This window comes from Carnobacterium sp., assembly GCF_040274945.1.
Taxonomy (GTDB): domain Bacteria; phylum Bacillota; class Bacilli; order Lactobacillales; family Carnobacteriaceae; genus Carnobacterium_B.
The window spans coordinates 171844-190387 of sequence record NZ_JBEMAR010000004.1 but is presented as its reverse complement, the minus strand read 5'-3'; the positions used below and the strand labels follow the sequence as shown (position 1 = coordinate 190387).

General features: G+C 35.3%; 17 protein-coding genes. 5 read left to right on the top strand and 12 right to left on the bottom strand.

Going from position 1 to position 18544, the window contains the following annotated elements:
- Nucleotides 1-122: 122 nt before the first annotated feature.
- The 10 genes from rpiA to ABS916_RS06020 form a co-directional block, all read right to left on the bottom strand.
- Complete coding sequence (rpiA, locus tag ABS916_RS06065) at nt 123-794, bottom strand: ribose-5-phosphate isomerase RpiA (protein WP_350451038.1); 672 nt, start codon at nt 792-794, stop codon at nt 123-125.
- Between the two features lie 617 nt (nt 795-1411).
- Nucleotides 1412-2485, bottom strand: coding sequence for an ABC transporter substrate-binding protein (locus ABS916_RS06060; protein ID WP_350451037.1), 1074 nt, complete (start codon nt 2483-2485; stop codon nt 1412-1414).
- A complete protein-coding gene (locus tag ABS916_RS06055; protein ID WP_350451036.1) occupies nt 2482-3315 on the bottom strand; it encodes an ABC transporter permease in 834 nt (277 codons plus the stop codon). Before ABS916_RS06055 ends, ABS916_RS06060 begins: the two co-directional genes overlap by 4 nt.
- Nucleotides 3312-4127 carry an ABC transporter permease gene (locus ABS916_RS06050; protein ID WP_089976234.1) on the bottom strand — a complete coding sequence of 272 codons (816 nt, stop codon included), beginning with the start codon at nt 4125-4127 and terminating at the stop codon, nt 3312-3314. Before ABS916_RS06050 ends, ABS916_RS06055 begins: the two co-directional genes overlap by 4 nt.
- Before the next feature lie 10 nt (nt 4128-4137).
- Entirely contained in the window at nt 4138-5232 is a 1095-nt protein-coding gene (locus tag ABS916_RS06045) for an ABC transporter ATP-binding protein (protein WP_350451035.1), read from the bottom strand.
- Nucleotides 5233-5304: 72 nt separating this feature from the next.
- Entirely contained in the window at nt 5305-5847 is a 543-nt protein-coding gene (locus ABS916_RS06040; protein WP_350451034.1) for a helix-turn-helix domain-containing protein, read from the bottom strand.
- Between the two features lie 178 nt (nt 5848-6025).
- Complete coding sequence (murB, locus tag ABS916_RS06035) at nt 6026-6964, bottom strand: UDP-N-acetylmuramate dehydrogenase (protein ID WP_350451033.1); 939 nt, start codon at nt 6962-6964, stop codon at nt 6026-6028.
- Between the two features lie 230 nt (nt 6965-7194).
- The gene (locus tag ABS916_RS06030) at nt 7195-7866 is read right to left on the bottom strand and encodes a potassium channel family protein (RefSeq protein ID WP_350451032.1); all 672 of its coding nucleotides are present in this window, start codon (nt 7864-7866) and stop codon (nt 7195-7197) included.
- 12 nt (nt 7867-7878) lie between these two features.
- On the bottom strand, nt 7879-9258 hold the full coding sequence (locus ABS916_RS06025) for a TrkH family potassium uptake protein (protein WP_350451031.1): 1380 nt from the start codon (nt 9256-9258) through the stop codon (nt 7879-7881).
- A gap of 140 nt (nt 9259-9398) precedes the next feature.
- Entirely contained in the window at nt 9399-10331 is a 933-nt protein-coding gene (locus ABS916_RS06020) for a Gfo/Idh/MocA family protein (protein WP_350451030.1), read from the bottom strand.
- Nucleotides 10332-10446: 115 nt separating this feature from the next.
- On the opposite strand from ABS916_RS06020, the gene ABS916_RS06015 reads away from it, so the two are divergent.
- The 5 genes from ABS916_RS06015 (at nt 10447) to ABS916_RS05995 (ending at nt 17411) form a co-directional block, all read left to right on the top strand.
- A complete protein-coding gene (locus ABS916_RS06015; RefSeq protein WP_035020127.1) occupies nt 10447-11208 on the top strand; it encodes an exodeoxyribonuclease III in 762 nt (253 codons plus the stop codon).
- A 512-nt stretch (nt 11209-11720) separates the two neighbouring features.
- Complete coding sequence (locus ABS916_RS06010) at nt 11721-14357, top strand: cation-translocating P-type ATPase (protein ID WP_350451029.1); 2637 nt, start codon at nt 11721-11723, stop codon at nt 14355-14357.
- 126 nt (nt 14358-14483) lie between these two features.
- The gene (locus tag ABS916_RS06005) at nt 14484-15041 is read left to right on the top strand and encodes a 3'-5' exonuclease (RefSeq protein WP_350451028.1); all 558 of its coding nucleotides are present in this window, start codon (nt 14484-14486) and stop codon (nt 15039-15041) included.
- A gap of 188 nt (nt 15042-15229) precedes the next feature.
- On the top strand, nt 15230-16687 hold the full coding sequence (locus ABS916_RS06000; protein WP_350451027.1) for an amino acid ABC transporter substrate-binding protein/permease: 1458 nt from the start codon (nt 15230-15232) through the stop codon (nt 16685-16687).
- Nucleotides 16680-17411, top strand: coding sequence for an amino acid ABC transporter ATP-binding protein (locus tag ABS916_RS05995; RefSeq protein ID WP_350451026.1), 732 nt, complete (start codon nt 16680-16682; stop codon nt 17409-17411). The genes ABS916_RS06000 and ABS916_RS05995 overlap by 8 nt, the downstream gene beginning before the upstream one ends.
- A 38-nt stretch (nt 17412-17449) precedes the next feature.
- On the opposite strand, the gene ABS916_RS05990 is transcribed toward ABS916_RS05995, so the two are convergent.
- Nucleotides 17450-17974, bottom strand: coding sequence for a GNAT family N-acetyltransferase (locus ABS916_RS05990; RefSeq protein ID WP_350451025.1), 525 nt, complete (start codon nt 17972-17974; stop codon nt 17450-17452).
- Complete coding sequence (gene tsaE / locus ABS916_RS05985) at nt 17971-18450, bottom strand: tRNA (adenosine(37)-N6)-threonylcarbamoyltransferase complex ATPase subunit type 1 TsaE (RefSeq protein ID WP_350451024.1); 480 nt, start codon at nt 18448-18450, stop codon at nt 17971-17973. Before tsaE ends, ABS916_RS05990 begins: the two co-directional genes overlap by 4 nt.
- Nucleotides 18451-18544: the final 94 nt, after the last annotated feature.

The window sequence follows — 18544 nt, the reverse complement described above, 5'->3', positions numbered from 1 at the left end:
TTGATTCACTTATCTTACCACAATCTTCAAAAAAACGTTTTCATCACTTATATATTCTAACAATTTCCTCATCATTCGCCAATCTTTTAGCCATAGTGATCTTCTGGATCATTCGTTTATTTTTAGCGTGCCTCAATAATTTCTAAACCCGATTCACGCCCTACAATGATGGTGTTCACACGATCAAGAAACAATCCATGTTCCATAACGCCTGTTAACCCGTCTAACCATAAAGCTAATGACTGAGGATCTTCTATCTTAGCTATATGTAAATCGATGATATAATGTCCGCCATCTGTTAAATAGTTCTCGTCAGTCTCATTTTTTCTCATCGACGGCTGGAATCCTTTTTCATCAAATATACGCATCAATTGCTGACTGCCATAAGGTAATACTTCTATTGGTAAAGGAAATGCACCCAATGTTTCGACCATTTTACTTTCATCAACAATCCAAATCACTTTTTTTGAATAATCTGCAACAATTTTTTCGAATAGAAGAGCTCCACCTCCACCTTTTACCCCTTGATAATGAGCATCAATCTCGTCAGCACCATCAATCGTTACATCTACTTTTTCAACTTCATCAATTGTTTTTAGTGGAATACCTAACTGTTCAGCTTGTTCTTTTGTACGAGTAGAAGTTGTTACTCCAGTAATCGTTAGTCCCTCTTTAACGCGCTTTCCAAGAGCTTCAACCATATAATAAGCCGTTGACCCAGTTCCTAATCCAACAACCATACCTTCTGTTACATATTCTGCTGCTTTTTCCCCAACTAATTGCTTTAAATTCATCTTTTTGACCCTCCTGATGCGTACTTTTATTCAACATTAGTATAGCATAACGCCCACTCTATAGAGTATGAACAACTAAAAATAATGCATAAAAAAAGATGTCACTATTTTTTAATGAATCATTCAATTTTAGATTCAAATTGGACAAATCTTCGAGAATCATGCTTTATTTATCCATTAAACAGTAAAACCCACTGAAGAGGTTGTGCCTTCAGTGGGTTTGCTTCATATTTTACGGAATCTAAAAAGGAAGTTCAGCATTCTTTTAGTTGAGCTGCGAGACCCTGACACTTTGTAAAAAAGATAAATCACGCCGAAGATGGAACATCTTCTTTGTGATTTCCTGTTTTTACTGTGTGTCTTTCAGGGTCTCTCCGCATCCTTTAGTTGAGTTGCGCATACCAGACTTTCGGAAAAAACGTAATTCTTGCAGGGATGAAACATCCCTTACAGAATTACTTGTTTTTCTGTCAAGTCTAAGCGGTATGCTACACATCCTGGTTTAGTTGAGCTGCGTTCGACAGGCTCTCGGAAAAAACAGAATCTCTGCGAGGATGAGACATCCTCTACGATATTCTTTGTTTTTCTTTCAAGCCTAAACGTCGAACTTCGCATCCTTACTTTCTGTGCATTTTGAATTCTAGGAAGTAGTCGTTGTAGATGCCGATGTATTCGGAGCCTAAGTCTTCGTAGACTTCTAGGTTTTTCATAGTTTCTTCATTTGGATAAAATTGTTCATCATCTGTTATTTCAGATGGTAAGAGTTCTAATGCTGTTTTATTAGGTGTTGAGTAGCCTACGTATTCGGCATTTTGTGCTGCATTTTCTGGTTCTAGCATAAAGTTGATAAATGCATAAGCTGCATCAAAGTTTTTAGCCGTTTTTGGAATAACAAAATTATCAAACCATAAATTTGAGCCTTCACTTGGAATGACGTAATGAAGATTTTCGTTTTCCCATAACATTTCAGATGCCTCACCAGAAAAAGTAACGGCTACTGAAGCTTCTTCTTGAATCATATACATTTTGATTTCGTCTGCAACAATAGCTTTTACGTTAGGCGTCAAACTGCCTAATTTTTCAGCTGCAGCAGCTAGTTGTTCGTCATCTTTTGAATTTAGAGAATGTCCTTCACTATCTAATGATAAACCGATAATTTCACGCGCTCCATCAATCAACATGACTTTATTTTTTAAATCTGGATTCCATAAGTCATCCCAATGTTGAATAGCATCTTCATCCACAAATTTATCATTGTAGATGATTCCTAACGTTCCCCAGAAATAAGGAATAGAGTATTGATTATCTGGGTCAAAGGGTTGATCCAGGAATTGAGCATCAATATGATTGAGTCCTTTAATTTTGGACTGATCTAATTCAATCAATAAATTTTCATCGATCATTCTCTCAATCATGTATTCACTAGGAACGGCTAAATCATAATTTGTTCCACCTTGTTCTATTTTTGTGTACATTGCTTCGTTAGAATCGAAGGTTTCATAGGTTACTCGATAGCCCGTTTCCTCTTCAAATTTGGTAATCAATTCTGGGTCAATGTAATCTCCCCAGTTATACAAATTCAAACTATTTTCTCCTGTAATTCCTTGTGCCTTTTCGAGTTGATCTGCACCGAGGTACAAGCCCCCACAAACTACAAGAATAGATAAAACCATGAATAGTAATTTTTTCATCGCATGCCCACCGCCTCAGCATGTTGTCTTTTTTTGTTCTTTTGTTTTTTTGTTAAATTGTGCTGTTGGATAAAGTAATAACCAATCACTAGAATCAATGCAAAGACAAACATTAAAGCACTTAGAGCATTGATTTCCAAGCTCACTCCTTGTCGAGCTCGTGAGTAAATCTCTACAGCTAAGGTTGTGAACCCATTTCCTGTGACAAAGAAGGTTACCGCAAAATCATCTAACGAGTAAGTAAACGCCATAAAATAACCTGCTAAAATACCCGGAGTAATGCTGGGAAGAACTACTTTTGTCAGTACTTGCCAAGTATTTGCACCTAAATCTCGTGCTGCTTTAATCATCGTATCATTCATTTCTTGCAACTTTGGCAAAACCATTAACACGACAATCGGAATACTAAAAGCAACATGGGATAACAATACTGATATAAACCCTAGACGAAATCCGATAAAGGTAAACAAGATCAAAAAACTTGCCCCTATAATCACGTCAGGAGAAACCAACAAAATATTATTGAAGCTTAGTACAGCATTTCTTGTTTTCCTTTTTTTCAAAAAGTAAATTCCAATTGCTCCAAATGTTCCGATAGTTGTTGCTAATAATGAAGACAGCAACGCAATGAGAAGGGTATCTAAAACAATACCGATCAATCGTGTATCTTCAAATACTGAGACATAATTATCTAGTGTAAAACCTGTAAAACTATTCATTGTTCCGCCATCATTAAACGAGTAAAAGATCAAGAAAGCAATCGGTGCATATAAAACGATAAAGGCAAAAATCAAGTAGAGGTTGGACCATTTAAATCGCTTTTTTTTCATTTACGAACTGCCCCTTTCTTTTTCTTTTCTCCCGTAAAGAGCATGATAAGGATCATTGCAATGATCAATACAACACCAATCGTCGAACCCATACCCCAGTTTTGGGTAACTAAGAAGTGTTGCTCAATAGCTGTTCCTAAAGTGATCACTCGATTCCCTCCGATTAAACGTGTCAACATGAAAAGGGATAAAGAAGGAATAAAAACCGCTTGAACGCCACTTTTAACACCATTTAGCGTTAAAGGAAACACTACTCTTCTAAACGTTTCAAAACTATTTGCGCCTAAGTCACGACTTGCTCGAATAAAAGAAGGATTCATCTCTTCAAGTGCATTGAATATAGGCAAAATCATAAATGGAATTTCGATATACGTTGCAACCGCTAAGAAACTAAAATCAGTAAATAGTAACTGCTGTCTTCCTATTCCGACAAAAGAAAGAAAATCGTTCACTGTACCATTTGCACTAAAAATTCCGATAAACGCATAGGCTTTTAGTAACAAATTGATCCAAGTTGGTAAAATAATCAATAATAGCCACAATTGTTTGTGCTTTGTTTTACTCAAAAAATACGCAGTTGGGTAACTTATTAGCAAAGTAAATAATGTAATGAGGAATGCATACCAAAATGAGTTTAAGGTCATTCTAAGATATGTACCTGATTGAAAATACGTTTGATAATTCCCTAAAGTAAATTGTCCATCAACAGTAAAAAATGATTGATACACAATTAAGAGTAAAGGAGCAACAACAAATAAGAGCAACCAAAAAGTGTACGGTATAAAATAAAACACATTAGATTTTTTCGTCATTGTTCTCCTCCTATTCTTCTTCGTAGCTTTCAAGACGAGCATCAAAGTCTTGTTCTGTTTCATTAAATCGCATAACGTGGATATCTTCCGGTTCAAAATACAAGCCTACTTCATTTCCCACGACTGCTTTTTTAGTCGAATGTACCATCCATTCATTGTTTTCCCGGTCATGTCCGATAATTTCATAATGTACACCACGGAACAATTGAGTATCTACTTTAACCGTTAACTTCCCTTTTTCTACTGTTGTTAAGGCTAAGTCTTCTGGACGTAAAACAATTTCAACTTTTTCATTCGATTTCATCCCTGCATCTACACATTCAAAAGTATGGCCGACAAAAGAAACCTCATAGTCTTGGACCATCGTGCCTTTAACAATATTGCTCTCTCCGATAAAATCTGCAACATACCGGTTGATTGGTTCATCGTAAATATCTACTGGAGTGCCGCTTTGAATAATCTCGCCATTTTTCATAACAAATATTTCATCACTCATTGCTAACGCTTCTTCTTGGTCATGAGTAACAAACACAAATGTGATACCCAAACGTTGTTGCAGTTCACGCAGTTCATATTGCATTTCTGTTCTCAATTTTAAATCAAGTGCGGATAAAGGCTCATCTAATAACAAAACTTCTGGTTCATTTACTAGGGCACGTGCAATAGCTACACGTTGACGTTGTCCACCAGACATTTCACTGATTGCACGGTCTTCATAGCCCGATAATTGAACCATTTTCAATACGTTTTCTACTTTATCTTTGATAACTTTTTTATCTAATTTTTTGATTCTTAAGCCAAAAGCTACATTTTCAAAAACATTCATATGTGGAAATAAGGCATAGTCTTGAAAAACTGTATTTACTTTACGTTTATTAGCAGGAACATCATTTACTTTTTTTCCATCCAATGTGATCGTACCTTCTGATGTCTCCGTGAAACCAGCAATCAAATTTAAAATGGTTGTTTTCCCACATCCGGATGGTCCAAGCAATGTATAGAATTTTCCCTGTTCAATTTCAAAATTGATATTTTTTAAAACGGGTTCATCATCATCGTATTGTTTTTTTACATTCTCAAATGTAATAATTGCACTATTTGTCATTTGTTTTTCTCCCTTATAATGAATTTCAACTTTTTTACCAGATAGCTCCAAAAACCTTAGTGGAAGGAATTATTAAAGATAAGAATCTGTCACTACTAACAATAATAAACTCTCACCGTTGAATTGATTCATCAGTTGATGATTTTGAGTAGCATGAAAATAAATCGATTCGCCTTTTTTAGCAAAATACCTCTTTAATCCGATTTCAATACAAATTTCGCCTTCTAAAACATAGCCAAATGTCTCGGATAATGAAGGACTAAATTCTTTAAATTGACCTTTTTCAGCAAATTTAAGAAAAACAGGTTCCATTTCATTTTCATTGGATTCAGGTACAAGCCACTTTATCTCATACCCTTTTTCATCATCTTCATAAACAGTCATCTCATCATTTGTATAAACCACTCGTTGTTCTTCCTGTTTTTCGTCGAAGAAATCTTTTGGACTGCATCCCAAAACTTCTAAAATGTCAAAAAAGACTTCCATCGAAGGTACACTTAAATCTCTTTCAACTTGAGAAATATATCCTTTACTCAAATTAGTACGTTCTGCTAACTCTTCTTGTGTTAGATTTTTTTGAATTCTTAAATTTTTAATTCGATTTCCAATTTCCATAAAAAATCTCCTTCGAGTTCGCTTGTTTACCACTAGTAAACTACAACTCACTAAAGTTTACTGTTAGTAAGATTAATGTTTACTATAGTCTTTTATATTATAAGTTTTTTCAAATAAAATGCAATAAAAAAATCGCAATCCATAGAAACGGATTACGATTTTTTTTGATGATCCTCTATTATAAAGCTTTCTTTTCTTTGAAATGACTTACTACTAACAATTCTTCGCCAATAATCCGAACTTCTGGTACAAGCTTAATCTTATTTTTCTCAAAGATAACTTGTTGAATGTGGTCGATCAGTTCAATGTAATCTGTTGCAGTTGCTTGATTGATGTTCACAATAAAACCTGCATGCTTCATTGAAATTTGTGCTCCACCCCATATTTTCCCTTGCAAACCAGCTTCTTGAATCAATTTACCAGTAAAATAACCGGCCGGGCGTTTAAAGACACTGCCACATGAAGGATATTCCAAAGGCTGTTTGGATTCTCTTAAAAAAGTTAATTCTTCCATTCTAACTTTTATATCTGTTGACTGCCCTTTTTTTAATTGAAAAACAACTTCTAAGACAATATCTTGTATTTCTTGGATACGACTGTGACGGTAACTAAATTCCAACTCTTGATTCTTAAATGTCTTTAATTCTCCCTCACGAGTCAATACTGTAACAGATTCAATGACTTCACTCACTTCGCCATCATAGGCTCCTGCATTCATATAGACTGCTCCACCAATACTCCCAGGAATGCCACAGGCAAATTCTAATCCTGTTAATTCAGCTTCATAAGCTGCATAGGAGGTATCAATTAAACGAGCTCCACTTTGGACAATAATTTTTTTCTTTTCAATTTTGATCTGCTTCATTTCTGTTAGTATCATGACAACACCACGAATCCCGCCATCTTTAACAATTAAATTGCTTGCATTGCCAAGAACCGTTAAGGGTAACTTTTCATTTTTTACCCATTGAACAACATCATTAACTTCTTCTGTCGTTTTTGGAAAAACTAAAATATCTGCTGGTCCACCAGTTTTAGTGTAGGTGTAAAGTGACAGTGGCTCATTTTCTTTTATAATCAAACTTGGGAAGTCTTTCTTAAATTCTTCGATTAACATAATATTTAATACCCTTTCGTATGAGTGGAGCCTATTGCTCTACTTTTTAATGGATTTAACAAACATCTTATTTCAAGAAATCTCATCATTAGCTCTAGTTTAACATGCAATTGTTCTTTTTTGTAGTTTGGATTCCCTTTAAACTAAAGATTTAGTACTTTTTTAACATAACTTTCGTTTTAAAAAAATAGGACTGAGACGAGTGTCCCAATCCTATTTAAAAATTCAGGTTACTTCAATTTGTTTAGATAATCGTAACGTTCAAATACTTCTGACTCTGCTATTCCTACAAGAACCGTTCCCTCTTCGATACGATAGTCTGGGCTAAATGAAACATCCATTCGTTTTTGAGCTGTTTTTCTGACTCCGATAATATTAATTTCATATTTTTGTCGTAAGTCTAATTCATCGAATGTTTTACCGATCCAACGAATCGGGGGTCTAAATTCAATAACTGCATAATCCTCATCTAAATCAACGATATCCGTAATGTGTCGTCTTAAGACATTTTTTGCTACGCGAGTTCCCGCTTCTTTTTCAGGGCGAATAACTTTTGTAGCTCCAATTTCATAAAGTACTTCCATAAACGATTTGTTTTTCGCTTTTGCAATAATAGAAGAGATGCCTAATTTTTTACAATTCATAACTGCTAAAACACTTGCTTCTAAGCTTGTACCTGTTGCTACAACTGCTACATCACAATTTTCAAAACCAATACTACGCAAAAAATTTAAATCCGTGATATTCCCTTGTACAGCTTGTGCTACATAAGGTTCGACACGTTCAATATTATCCATATCTCTATCGACCGCAATAACGTCACAATCAAATTCATTTAATTCTTTCGCAATTGATGATCCGAAGACTCCAAGGCCTAATACACCGATTGTTTTTACTGACATTTTCTTGTACTCCTATCCAATTAAAATGGTTGTCTTAGCATATAATTGATCTTTTGTAAGCTTACTTTTTCTACTCAGACTCAATAGTATAGTAATAGGTCCAATTCTGCCGACAAACATTAAGATCATTAATACGACATGACTAATATGTGACAATTCTGGCGTTAAATTCACACTAACACCCACTGTCGCTAGAGCAGATACAGCTTCAAATAACAAGAATAAGAAAGGCTGATCTTCTACTAGCATTAAGACACTTACACCAGCCATTAAAAACAAAGAAAACGTTGCAACAACAACGATTGCTCGACGAATAATTTCTATTGGAATGGTATGATGCGCATAATTGACATGTTTTTGTCCTTTAATTTCACTAATAATCAATAAGGCTATTAATGCAAATGTAGTTGTCTTGATCCCACCAGCAGCTCCTCCTGGCGAACCTCCAATGAACATGGTTCCCACAAAAAACAATAAAGAAAAAGGTTCAATGAGTTCATAATCTAATGTAGCAAATCCTGCTGTTCTCATCGTGACCGTTTGGAAAAAAGAAGCCAACACTTTTTCTCCAAATGTAAAATTCCCAATAGAATTTGGATTGTTCCATTCAACAACTAGAAATACAAGCGTTCCAATGACAATCAAAGCTATAGTCATATTGATGGCTAAACGAGTATGGATTTTCAACATCCGATATGTACGTTTCCATCCACTTCTACATTTATTCTTTATAACAGATTGTATATTTTGAGTAACATCAAACCATACAGAAAAACCAATACCACCTAGAATAACCAATGAGGTTATCACTAAATTCACTAAAGGATCATGAACATATTCTTGAAGGCTATAAGCCCCTAAGTTATCAAATCCTGCATTACAAAAGCCAGAAACTGCTAAAAATAGTGAGACAAAAAGCCCACTCGCTAACCCTAATTCGGGAACAAATCTAATCGCTAACAGCAACATTCCGGTTCCTTCGATTATAAATGTGTATTTAAGAATAGATCCTAAGTAGGTCTTAAAGTCACCTAATTCCTCTCGGTTAAGGGCTTCTTTAACTGCAATGGTATTTGAATACCGCATTTTCTTTCCCATTCTCGTAATTAAGGTTGCAAGTATCGTCATTAAACCCAATCCGCCTATCTGCATAAGGAAGATGCAAATAATTTGACCAAAAATGGTATACGAAGTTGCAACGGGCAAAATAAAGAGACCTGTTACACATACCATCGATACTGTGGTAAATAAATTATCAAAGTAAGTTGTTTCTGAACTTTCAAGATTGCTTATAGGCAATGTTAGTAAAAGAGACCCTATAAATATTACAAATGCAAAACTGATTGCTATTTTAGCAGCCGGAGGTATACTCCTAAGCTTTTTAGAAAACATTCTATTCTCCTCATAACTTTCTTAAATTATCATATACGAATGTATTATATTCTTTCTAAAATAAAAGTAAAGCAATTTTAAATTTTAAAAAAAAGTAAGATTGGCAAAAGCCAATCTTACGCGTTTAATCATACGATTTATTATTCATAACCCTCTACAATTAATTGACAAATGCGATGACTTTCAAGAGAAGATTCCATACTCACTGGATTGACTTGATTTTCAATACCTGCTATCGTTGCACGAATCAGCGGAGCAAAACCTCTTTTTTCAAGAGTTTGATCCCAATCACCAAAGGGTACAATTTGCTTATATTCAGCAGTTTCAATTTCATAATCTGTTAAGTTAACTACTCGATGTGTTCCAGTTGGCGACTGAACTTCTACGGATTCGAAATTAGCACCAGAGACATAATTCATTGTTGCAATACACTCGGAATGTTCTGTAGTAAGATGTAAAACACATGTTTTCAATTCGCCATTTTCTTCTTTAATGCTAAAGTGTGTTTGTGTAACGGGTTCATCCAATAAAAATAAAGCGGTGTCAACTACATGAATAAACAAATCATAAATCGCATATTTCACACTGCCTAAACTGTTTGGCTTTGTTTTTTGAACTAAAATCATATTTTTATTGGAAACTTCTTTAACTTTTTGAATCATCGGCGCGAATCGGCGATTAAAACCTGTAATCAATAACGTCTTTTTTTCTTTTGCCAATCCCATTAACGCTTTTACTTCTTCAAGATTTTCGCTGATTGGTTTATCCACATAAACATGGATGCCTTTTTCGATACATTCTCTGATAAGGGCTTCATGGGTATGAGTGGCCGTATGTATAAACACAGCTTCAATACCGCTGCTCAATAACTCATCTATTGAAGGATATAAATTTGATATCCGGTATTTTTTACCAAGTTTGGCTAACTTTTCTTGATCACGTGTAAATAAATGCCATTCTATATCCTTATCCATTGCCATCATTACTGGTAAATATGCTTTTTGAGAAATATTTCCTAATCCAATGATTCCAATTTTCATTTCCTTACCTTCTCTCTTATTTTCTTTTTTCACTACTTATCCTATCATATTATATACAAGATTACTCTTTTTAAAATGCGCTATAGTTTACTATTTAGTTATCTTTTGTACAATAAAGATACGATGTTACATTAGGAGGAATCTATTGATGAAATTTATCTCATGGAATGTCAATGGTTTAAGAGCCATTGTAAAAAAAGGATTTATGGAAATTTTCAATGAATTAGATGCTGATTTCTTTTGTTTACAAGAAACTAAGCTTCAAGAAGGACAAATAGATCTAGAACTTCCAGGTTACTATGATTATTGGAATTATGCAGAAAAAAAGGGGTATTCTGGAACAGCTATCTTTACCAAACATAAACCATTAGCTGTGGCTTATGGCATTGGAAAACCCGAACACGATCAAGAAGGACGAGTAATCACATTAAGCTATCCTGATTACTATGTGGTTACTTGTTATACGCCTAATTCTAAAAGCGAACTGAAACGCTTAGAATACCGTATGCAATGGGAAGAAGATTTCCAACTGTACTTAAAAACATTAGATTCCGAAAAACCAGTTATTCTCTGCGGGGATCTAAATGTTGCTCACGAGAATATCGATTTAAAAAACTGGAAAACGAATCAATTAAGTGCGGGTTTTAGCAAAGAAGAACGCATGAAATTTTCGGCTTTATTAGATGCTGGATTTATTGATACTTTTCGCTACTTCTATCCTGATTTGGAAGGGGCTTATACATGGTGGAATTATCGATTTAATGCCCGTAAGACGAATGCCGGCTGGCGCATTGATTATTTCTGTGTCTCTAATCGCCTACAAGATCAGTTGCAAGAGGCACGGATTCTAGACGATATAGTTGGTTCAGATCATTGTCCTGTAGAATTAATTCTAAAAGAAAATAGATAAGCAATTTTTATGCAAAACCAAATACCATCATCTAAGAGAATTTTTTTGTTGCAAATTTTTTTTATAAACTATATACTAATTAAGATGAAATCGATAGTTTTTCATAAGGGAGTAACTGGCAGCAACAGCTGTGGCAACGTCACCAACAAGTAGATTTGCAACGATCTTCTGGTGTTGTCTTAAATAGTGAGACTTATGCACATTGTTCTCTATAAGGACAATCCTGCATAAGTCTCTTTTTTTATCGATTTTACTAACCATCAATTAAAGGAGGATATTGAGCGTACAAAAACAAGCTTAGCTAATGATTCGACTAGTTTTTTACAAGATCATTGCCAATCAACATAAAACTTGTTTGATGATAGTGAATATGCTACTATTTTTGGCAACTGTACTATACTGGTACTATAACGAAATTATTTTTATTAGTTCTTATTAACAACCGTTTTTACAGACAACTCTGATTGTCTGTTAGTAAACCGTCTAATTTTTTTTACGAAAGGGTGTATCACTTGGAAAATTATCAAAAAGACCAAGAAACAATATTATCAGAATTACAGACTTCACCAAAAGGCTTGCAGGATGCCGAAGTCAAAACACGTCAGGAACGCGATGGCTTAAATGAATTGAAGCAAAAAGCTAAAGATTCCGTTCTTAAATTATTTTTAGCAACTTTTAAAGACGCAATGGTTATCGTGCTATTAATAGTAGCCGTTATCCAAATGGCTTTAGGTTCAGTAGTTGAATCATTGATCATTTTTGCTGTTCTAATGATCAACTCTGTTATCAGTGTTATTCAAACTAAAAAAGCTGAAAGTTCACTTGATGCGTTGTCCAGTCTCTCTGCTCCTGAATCGAAAGTAATCCGTAATGGTGTTAAAGTAACCATTCCGGCAAAAGAACTTGTTGTAGGAGATATTGTTATCTTAGATGCTGGGGATTATGTTCCAGCGGATGGACGTTTACTAGAAGCAGGATCACTTCAAATCAATGAAGGAATGCTAACTGGTGAATCTGTTCCGGCAGACAAAAATATTGAGATTGTTGAAAAAGAAGTACCTGTTGGAGATCGTTCAAACATGGTTCATAGTGGAACATTAGTTACCTATGGTCGTGGTCTTGTAGTTGTTACAGGTACAGGTAATAATACTGAAATCGGTCAAGTTGCTAGCTTAATAGACAACGCAGTAGCTAAACAAACACCATTGCAAAGAAAATTAGACGACTTTAGTAAAAAACTAGGATTTGGTATTCTTATTCTTTCCATTCTTATCTTTGCTATCCAAGCCGCTCGTATCTTCTTTGGTGGAGCAACAGATGTAAACACTGAATTGTTGAATGCATTTATGTTCGCAGTTGCAGTAGCCGTTGCTGCCATTCCTGAAGCATTACAATCTATCGTTACTATCGTTCTTTCTACTGGAACAAACAAAATGGCTAAGAAACATGCGATTATTCGTAAGCTTCCAGCTGTTGAAACATTAGGTTCAACAAGTGTTATTTGTACAGACAAAACAGGTACATTAACACAAAATAAAATGACAATCGTTGATTACTTTTTACCAAATGGACAAACAGGCGACTTCAATTCTGCTCCTGATACATGGACTACTGATGAAGCTCGTTTAATGCAAATTGCTGTATTAGCAAATGATTCTAACATCAATGACCAAGGTCAAGAACTTGGTGACCCAACTGAAGTTGCTATGATCGCTTTCAGTAATAAAGTGAACAAACCTTACCATGAATTACGTAATGCTTACCCTAGATTAGCTGAGTTGCCTTTTGATTCAGATCGTAAGCTAATGTCTACTGTTCATGTCATTGACGGCGAAAACCTTATGTTAACAAAAGGTGGCCCCGATGTAGTCTTTAACCGCAGTTCAAAAATCTTGATTGATGGAAAAGTTGTTCCTTTAACAGATGACAACCTGAAATCTTTAGCTGATCAAAATGAAATCTTTTCTGATCGTGCTTTGCGCGTATTGGCTTTTGCTTATAAACCTGTTTCAGAAGGAGAAACTATTACTTTTGAAGACGAAAACGATTTGATTCTAGTTGGTTTAGTTGCTATGATCGATCCACCTCGTGAAGCTGTTTATGGCGCTGTAGAACAAGCTAAAAAAGCTGGTATCAAAACAGTTATGATTACGGGTGACCACAAAACAACTGCACGTGCAATTGCTCGTGATATCGGAATCTCAGAACCAGACGACATCGCTTTGACTGGTCAAGAATTAGACGCTCTAAGTGAAGACGAGTTAAATGCTAAACTAGAAAAAATTTCAGTTTATGCTCGTGTTTCTCCAGAAAACAAAATCAGAATCGTTCGCGCTTGGCAAAATAAAGACAAGATCTCTGCTATGACTGGTGATGGTGTAAATGATGCACCTGCACTGAAACAAGCAGATATCGGAATCGCAATGGGTAGCGGAACAGACGTAGCTAAAGATGCAGCTGCAATGGTATTGACGGATGATAACTTTGTTTCAATCATTAGTGCCGTTGAAGTTGGTCGTAATGTATTTGATAACATCAAAAAAGCAGTTGCTTACCTATTTGCTGGTAACCTTGGTGCTATTATCGCAATCATTGTTGCGTTACTAATGAACTGGGTTAACCCATTCACTGCTTTACAATTATTGTTCATCAACTTAGTTAATGACTCTATTCCTGCTATTGCCTTAGGAATGGAAAAAGGCGAACCAAATGTTATGGAACGTAAACCTAGAGATCCAAACGAAGGCATCTTCGCAGGTGATACTTTAAGATCTGTTCTTTATCGTGGTGTGCTTATCGGTATTGCTGTTGTCATCTCACAATATGTCGGATTAGGTTATTCAAATGAAATGAGTATTGCTATGGCCTTTACTACACTTATCTTGGCTCGTACTTTACAAACTTTCCCTGCACGTTCAAATACACAAACCTCTATTGGAGCAGGTTTCTTCTCTAATATGTATGCTATATATGCTGTTTTATTCTGTTCTGTTTTATATGGTGTGACAGTTCTTCCAGGTGTTCGTTCAATCTTTAATATTCCAGATAATTTTGGATGGGAACAATGGGGAATTGCTGCAGGTTTAGCTTTAGTTGCCGTTATTCTAATGGAATTAGCTAAATTTCTCCCTCATAAAAAAGAAGCTTAAGACAACTAACTGAATAAAGAAGAAAATCTTTTGTCTGCTGATAAATCAGCAACGAGAGATTTTCTTCTTTTTTGTTGAAATTTATCACTAGCAAATTTCATTTAAATCCTTTATACTATTAACCGAATGCTTGTTCGAGGAGGAAAAAACATGAACTTTGTTGCATTGGATTTTGAAACAGCTAGCCATCAACGCCACAGTGCTTGTTCAATTGCACTGACAGTTGTACGAAATAGTCAAATCGTTGATCATTATTACTCTCTCATTAAACCTGAAACTGAATTTTTTTGGCGTAATGTTCAAATTCATGGCATTACCAAAGAAGATGTTCAAACTGCTCCATCTTTTCCAGAAGTTTGGGAAAAGATAAAACCTTTCTTCAAAGAAAATAAACTGATTGTTGCTCACAATCTTCCATTTGATCGTGGTGTTTTACAAGGTTGTCTTGATTATTATCAATTGCAACAACCTCACTTTCAAACACTTTGTACGGTCCAATCGAGTCGGAAATTGATCACAGAAATTCCTAATCATAAATTAAACACGGTTTGTGACCATTTAGGAATCCGATTAGACAACCATCATAATGCACTCGAAGACAGCAATGCTTGTGCAGCTATTCTTCTGTATTTAGAAGATCATTTTGGAACAGATCCTTTAAAAAAACTTGTTAAGCATGTCTAATTTTGATTAGAGTTAATCCCTTTTTTTTGACATTTTATAGCAATAAAAAAACGACTTATTAAAAAAATAAGTCGTTTTTTTTGTATTTCTATCGAGTGCTATTAGTTGAAATGCTCAAACGATTCCCGTATTTTTAGTATACTAGCTATATTTTGAAATGATAGCAAAAATACTTTGGAGGAATTTACATGATTAAAAAACAAAAACAGTTTTTAGGAGCTGTCTTTATACTTATGCTAGGTTTATTCATAAATTTAGCAACACCCCTTTCAGTTTCAGCAGAAAAAGGAACAGAAAGTGATCCATACATGATTACCACTGATGTCACCTATGCTCCATTTGAATTTAAAAATGCAGATGGGGAATATGTCGGCATTGATGTAGAAATTTTAGATGCTATTGCACAAGACCAAGGATTCGCGTATGAATTACGGCCATTGGCTTTCAGCGCAGGATTACAAGCTTTGGAAAGTAACCAAGTTGACGGAATGATTGCTGCTATGAGCATCACAGATGAGCGTAAAGAGTCATTTGATTTTTCTGACCCATACTTCGAAGCTGGGACCGTTATGGCTGTAGCAAAAGATAATGAAGATATCACTTCATATGAAGATTTAGATGGGAAAACGGTCGCTGTCAAAGTAGGAACAACCGGAGCAGCCTTTGTAGCGGAATTAAAAAAAGAGTTTAATATTAATGTTAACCAGTTTGAAGACTCGGCTACAATGTACGAAGATGTAGTTACCGGTCATTCGGATGCCGTCTTCGATGATTATCCGGTTATGGCTTATGCTGTTCAACAAGGTCTCCAACTTCAATTCCCCCTTGATCCAGAAGCTGGCGATGTCTACGGATTTGCCGTTAACAAAGATCAAAACCCAGAATTACTAGAAAAATTTAATGCTGGATTAGCAAATATCAAGGAAAATGGCATTCATGAAGAAATCACAACTAAATATACTGGTGAAGATTCAGAAGCTGTTGCAAGTAGTAATGGTTTCTTGGCCTTGATTCAAAACAATTACAAAGAATTATTGACCGGTCTTGGACGTACATTAGTATTGACTCTTATCTCCTTTGCTATTGCACTAGTTGCTGGAGTTATTTTAGGATTATTTAGCGCTACTTCAAATAAACTGTTGATTGGCATTTCTTCTATTTATGTAACGATTATGCGAGGAATTCCTTTAATTGTTCTAGCCTTTTTCGTTTACTTTTCGATTCCTCAATTTTTAAATATCCAATTATCCGCTTATGTGGCAGGTGTCATTACCTTAAGTCTTAACACAACGGCTTACATTTCTGAATTGGTTCGTGGAGGTATTCAAGCTGTTGCTGTAGGACAATTAGAAGCAGCAAGAAGTCTTGGTTTACCTTATCAAACGTCAATGCGAAAAATCATCTTACCACAAGCGATCAAAATAATGATTCCATCTTTTATTAATCAATTTGTCATTACCCTTAAAGATACTTCTATTCTATCGGTTATCGGTATCGTTGAATTGACTCAAACCGGAAAAATTATTATTGCCCGCACCTACTCTTCTGGAAATATGTGGTTGATTATTGGAATTATGTACATTATTTTAATTACTATTTTAACCAAGTTATCAAACGTATTGGAAAGGAAAATGTCAAATGACTAAAGTAAAAGTGGAACATTTAAAGAAAAACTTTGGAAGTTTAGAAGTTTTAAAAGACTTAAATGTTGAAGTCCAAGAAGGAGAAGTTGTTTGTATCATTGGCCCTTCAGGGTCTGGTAAAAGTACGTTTCTCCGCTGTATGAATGCTTTGGAAGAAATTACGGGTGGAAAAGTTATTATTGATGACTTCGATCTCACTGATCCAAAGCAAGACATTAATAAAGTACGCGAAAATGTTGGAATGGTTTTTCAACAATTTAACTTGTTCCCTCATTTAACGGTTTTAGAAAATATTACATTAGCACCTAAAGAACTCAAAAAAGGTTCCACAGAAGACATTAAAAAACGTGCATTGGAACTGTTGGAAACCGTTGGGCTTTCTGAAAAAGCGAACGATTACCCTAAATCATTATCTGGTGGACAAAAGCAACGTGTCGCGATTGCACGCGCCTTAGCAATGAACCCCGACCTTATGCTTTTTGATGAACCCACAAGTGCTCTTGATCCAGAAATGGTTGGCGATGTGTTGGAAGTCATGCAAAAACTGGCTGAGCAAGGTATGACTATGCTAGTCGTGACTCATGAAATGGGCTTCGCTAAAGAAGTAGCCGATCGCGTGATTTTCATGGATGGCGGATACATTGTTGAAGAAGGAACTCCAGAAGATGTTTTTGGTAATCCCCAACATGAACGGACAAAAGACTTTTTAGAGAAAGTATTGATCTAAAAAAAAGCTGTGCAAAAGTAATCTTTTGCACAGCTTTTTTAAATTTCTCCAATCATCATACTCATCAGACAAACATCCAAATAAACGCCATTATCTTTAACCCCTCTTGGCATGATAGCTTCAAGTTCAAAACCCATTTTTTCATAAAGACGGCGTGCTCGTTCATTGCGAGCTTGAACGGTTAGTTCTAATCGTTTTAAATTACTTGATGGACCCTTTGCCCATTCAATCAATTTCTCCATCATTGTTGTTCCTAATCGTAAACCCCAATACTCTTTTGCAATTGAAATACTGATGTCTCCAATATGATTTAATTTAGGTTTATCATTTCCATGAATTTCAGCTATTCCTATGACTTCTTCTTTATCTAAAGCGACTAATAAAACTGTTACATCAGATTCTAGAATGGCTTCAATTTCTTTATATTCCGCTTCTATACTTTTACTTGGACCCTCGGCTCCCATTGTCATAAATCCTGTCTCAATCGCAATTCTCTGCAAGTGTTTCAGTACTTTCTCAGCATCGCTAGGGATAGCTTCTCGAATGTTTATCGTATCTCTCATTTGCTATCACTCTGACCCTCGTCAAATGAATGAAGCAATTCTTCATATCTTTTTCCAACAGGATCAAAAGTCAGCTCACGTTCCGTTAAGTCTTCTCCAACAGGCACAAGTTTGATTTGCAAGTATTCTTGAGGTAAATCTTCTGGAATAAATGTTGCCCATTCAATAATGGAAACACCGTCTCCTTCAAAATATTCTTCTAATCCTAAATCCATTCCACCTGTTTCTTCTAGTCGATAGACATCCATATGATATAAAGGAAGTCTCCCCTCCAAATATTCTCTAATAATCGTATAGGTTGGGCTTTTAATCACTTTGTTGATTCCAAGACCTTCGGCTAAACCTTTTGTAAATGTTGTTTTACCTGCTCCCAAATTTCCTTCTAAAAGAATAACATCTCCTGGTTCAAGGAATTTTGCTAACTCAGCAGCTACTGCTTTCGTTTCTTCTTCATTATGTGCTTTTAGTCGTTTCATGTTATTCTCCTCTATCTGTTTCTACTTACCTTTTATTGTAATTCAAGTATAGAAAAAAAGCTAAATAAAAAATCAATCAAACAGCTATCTGTTT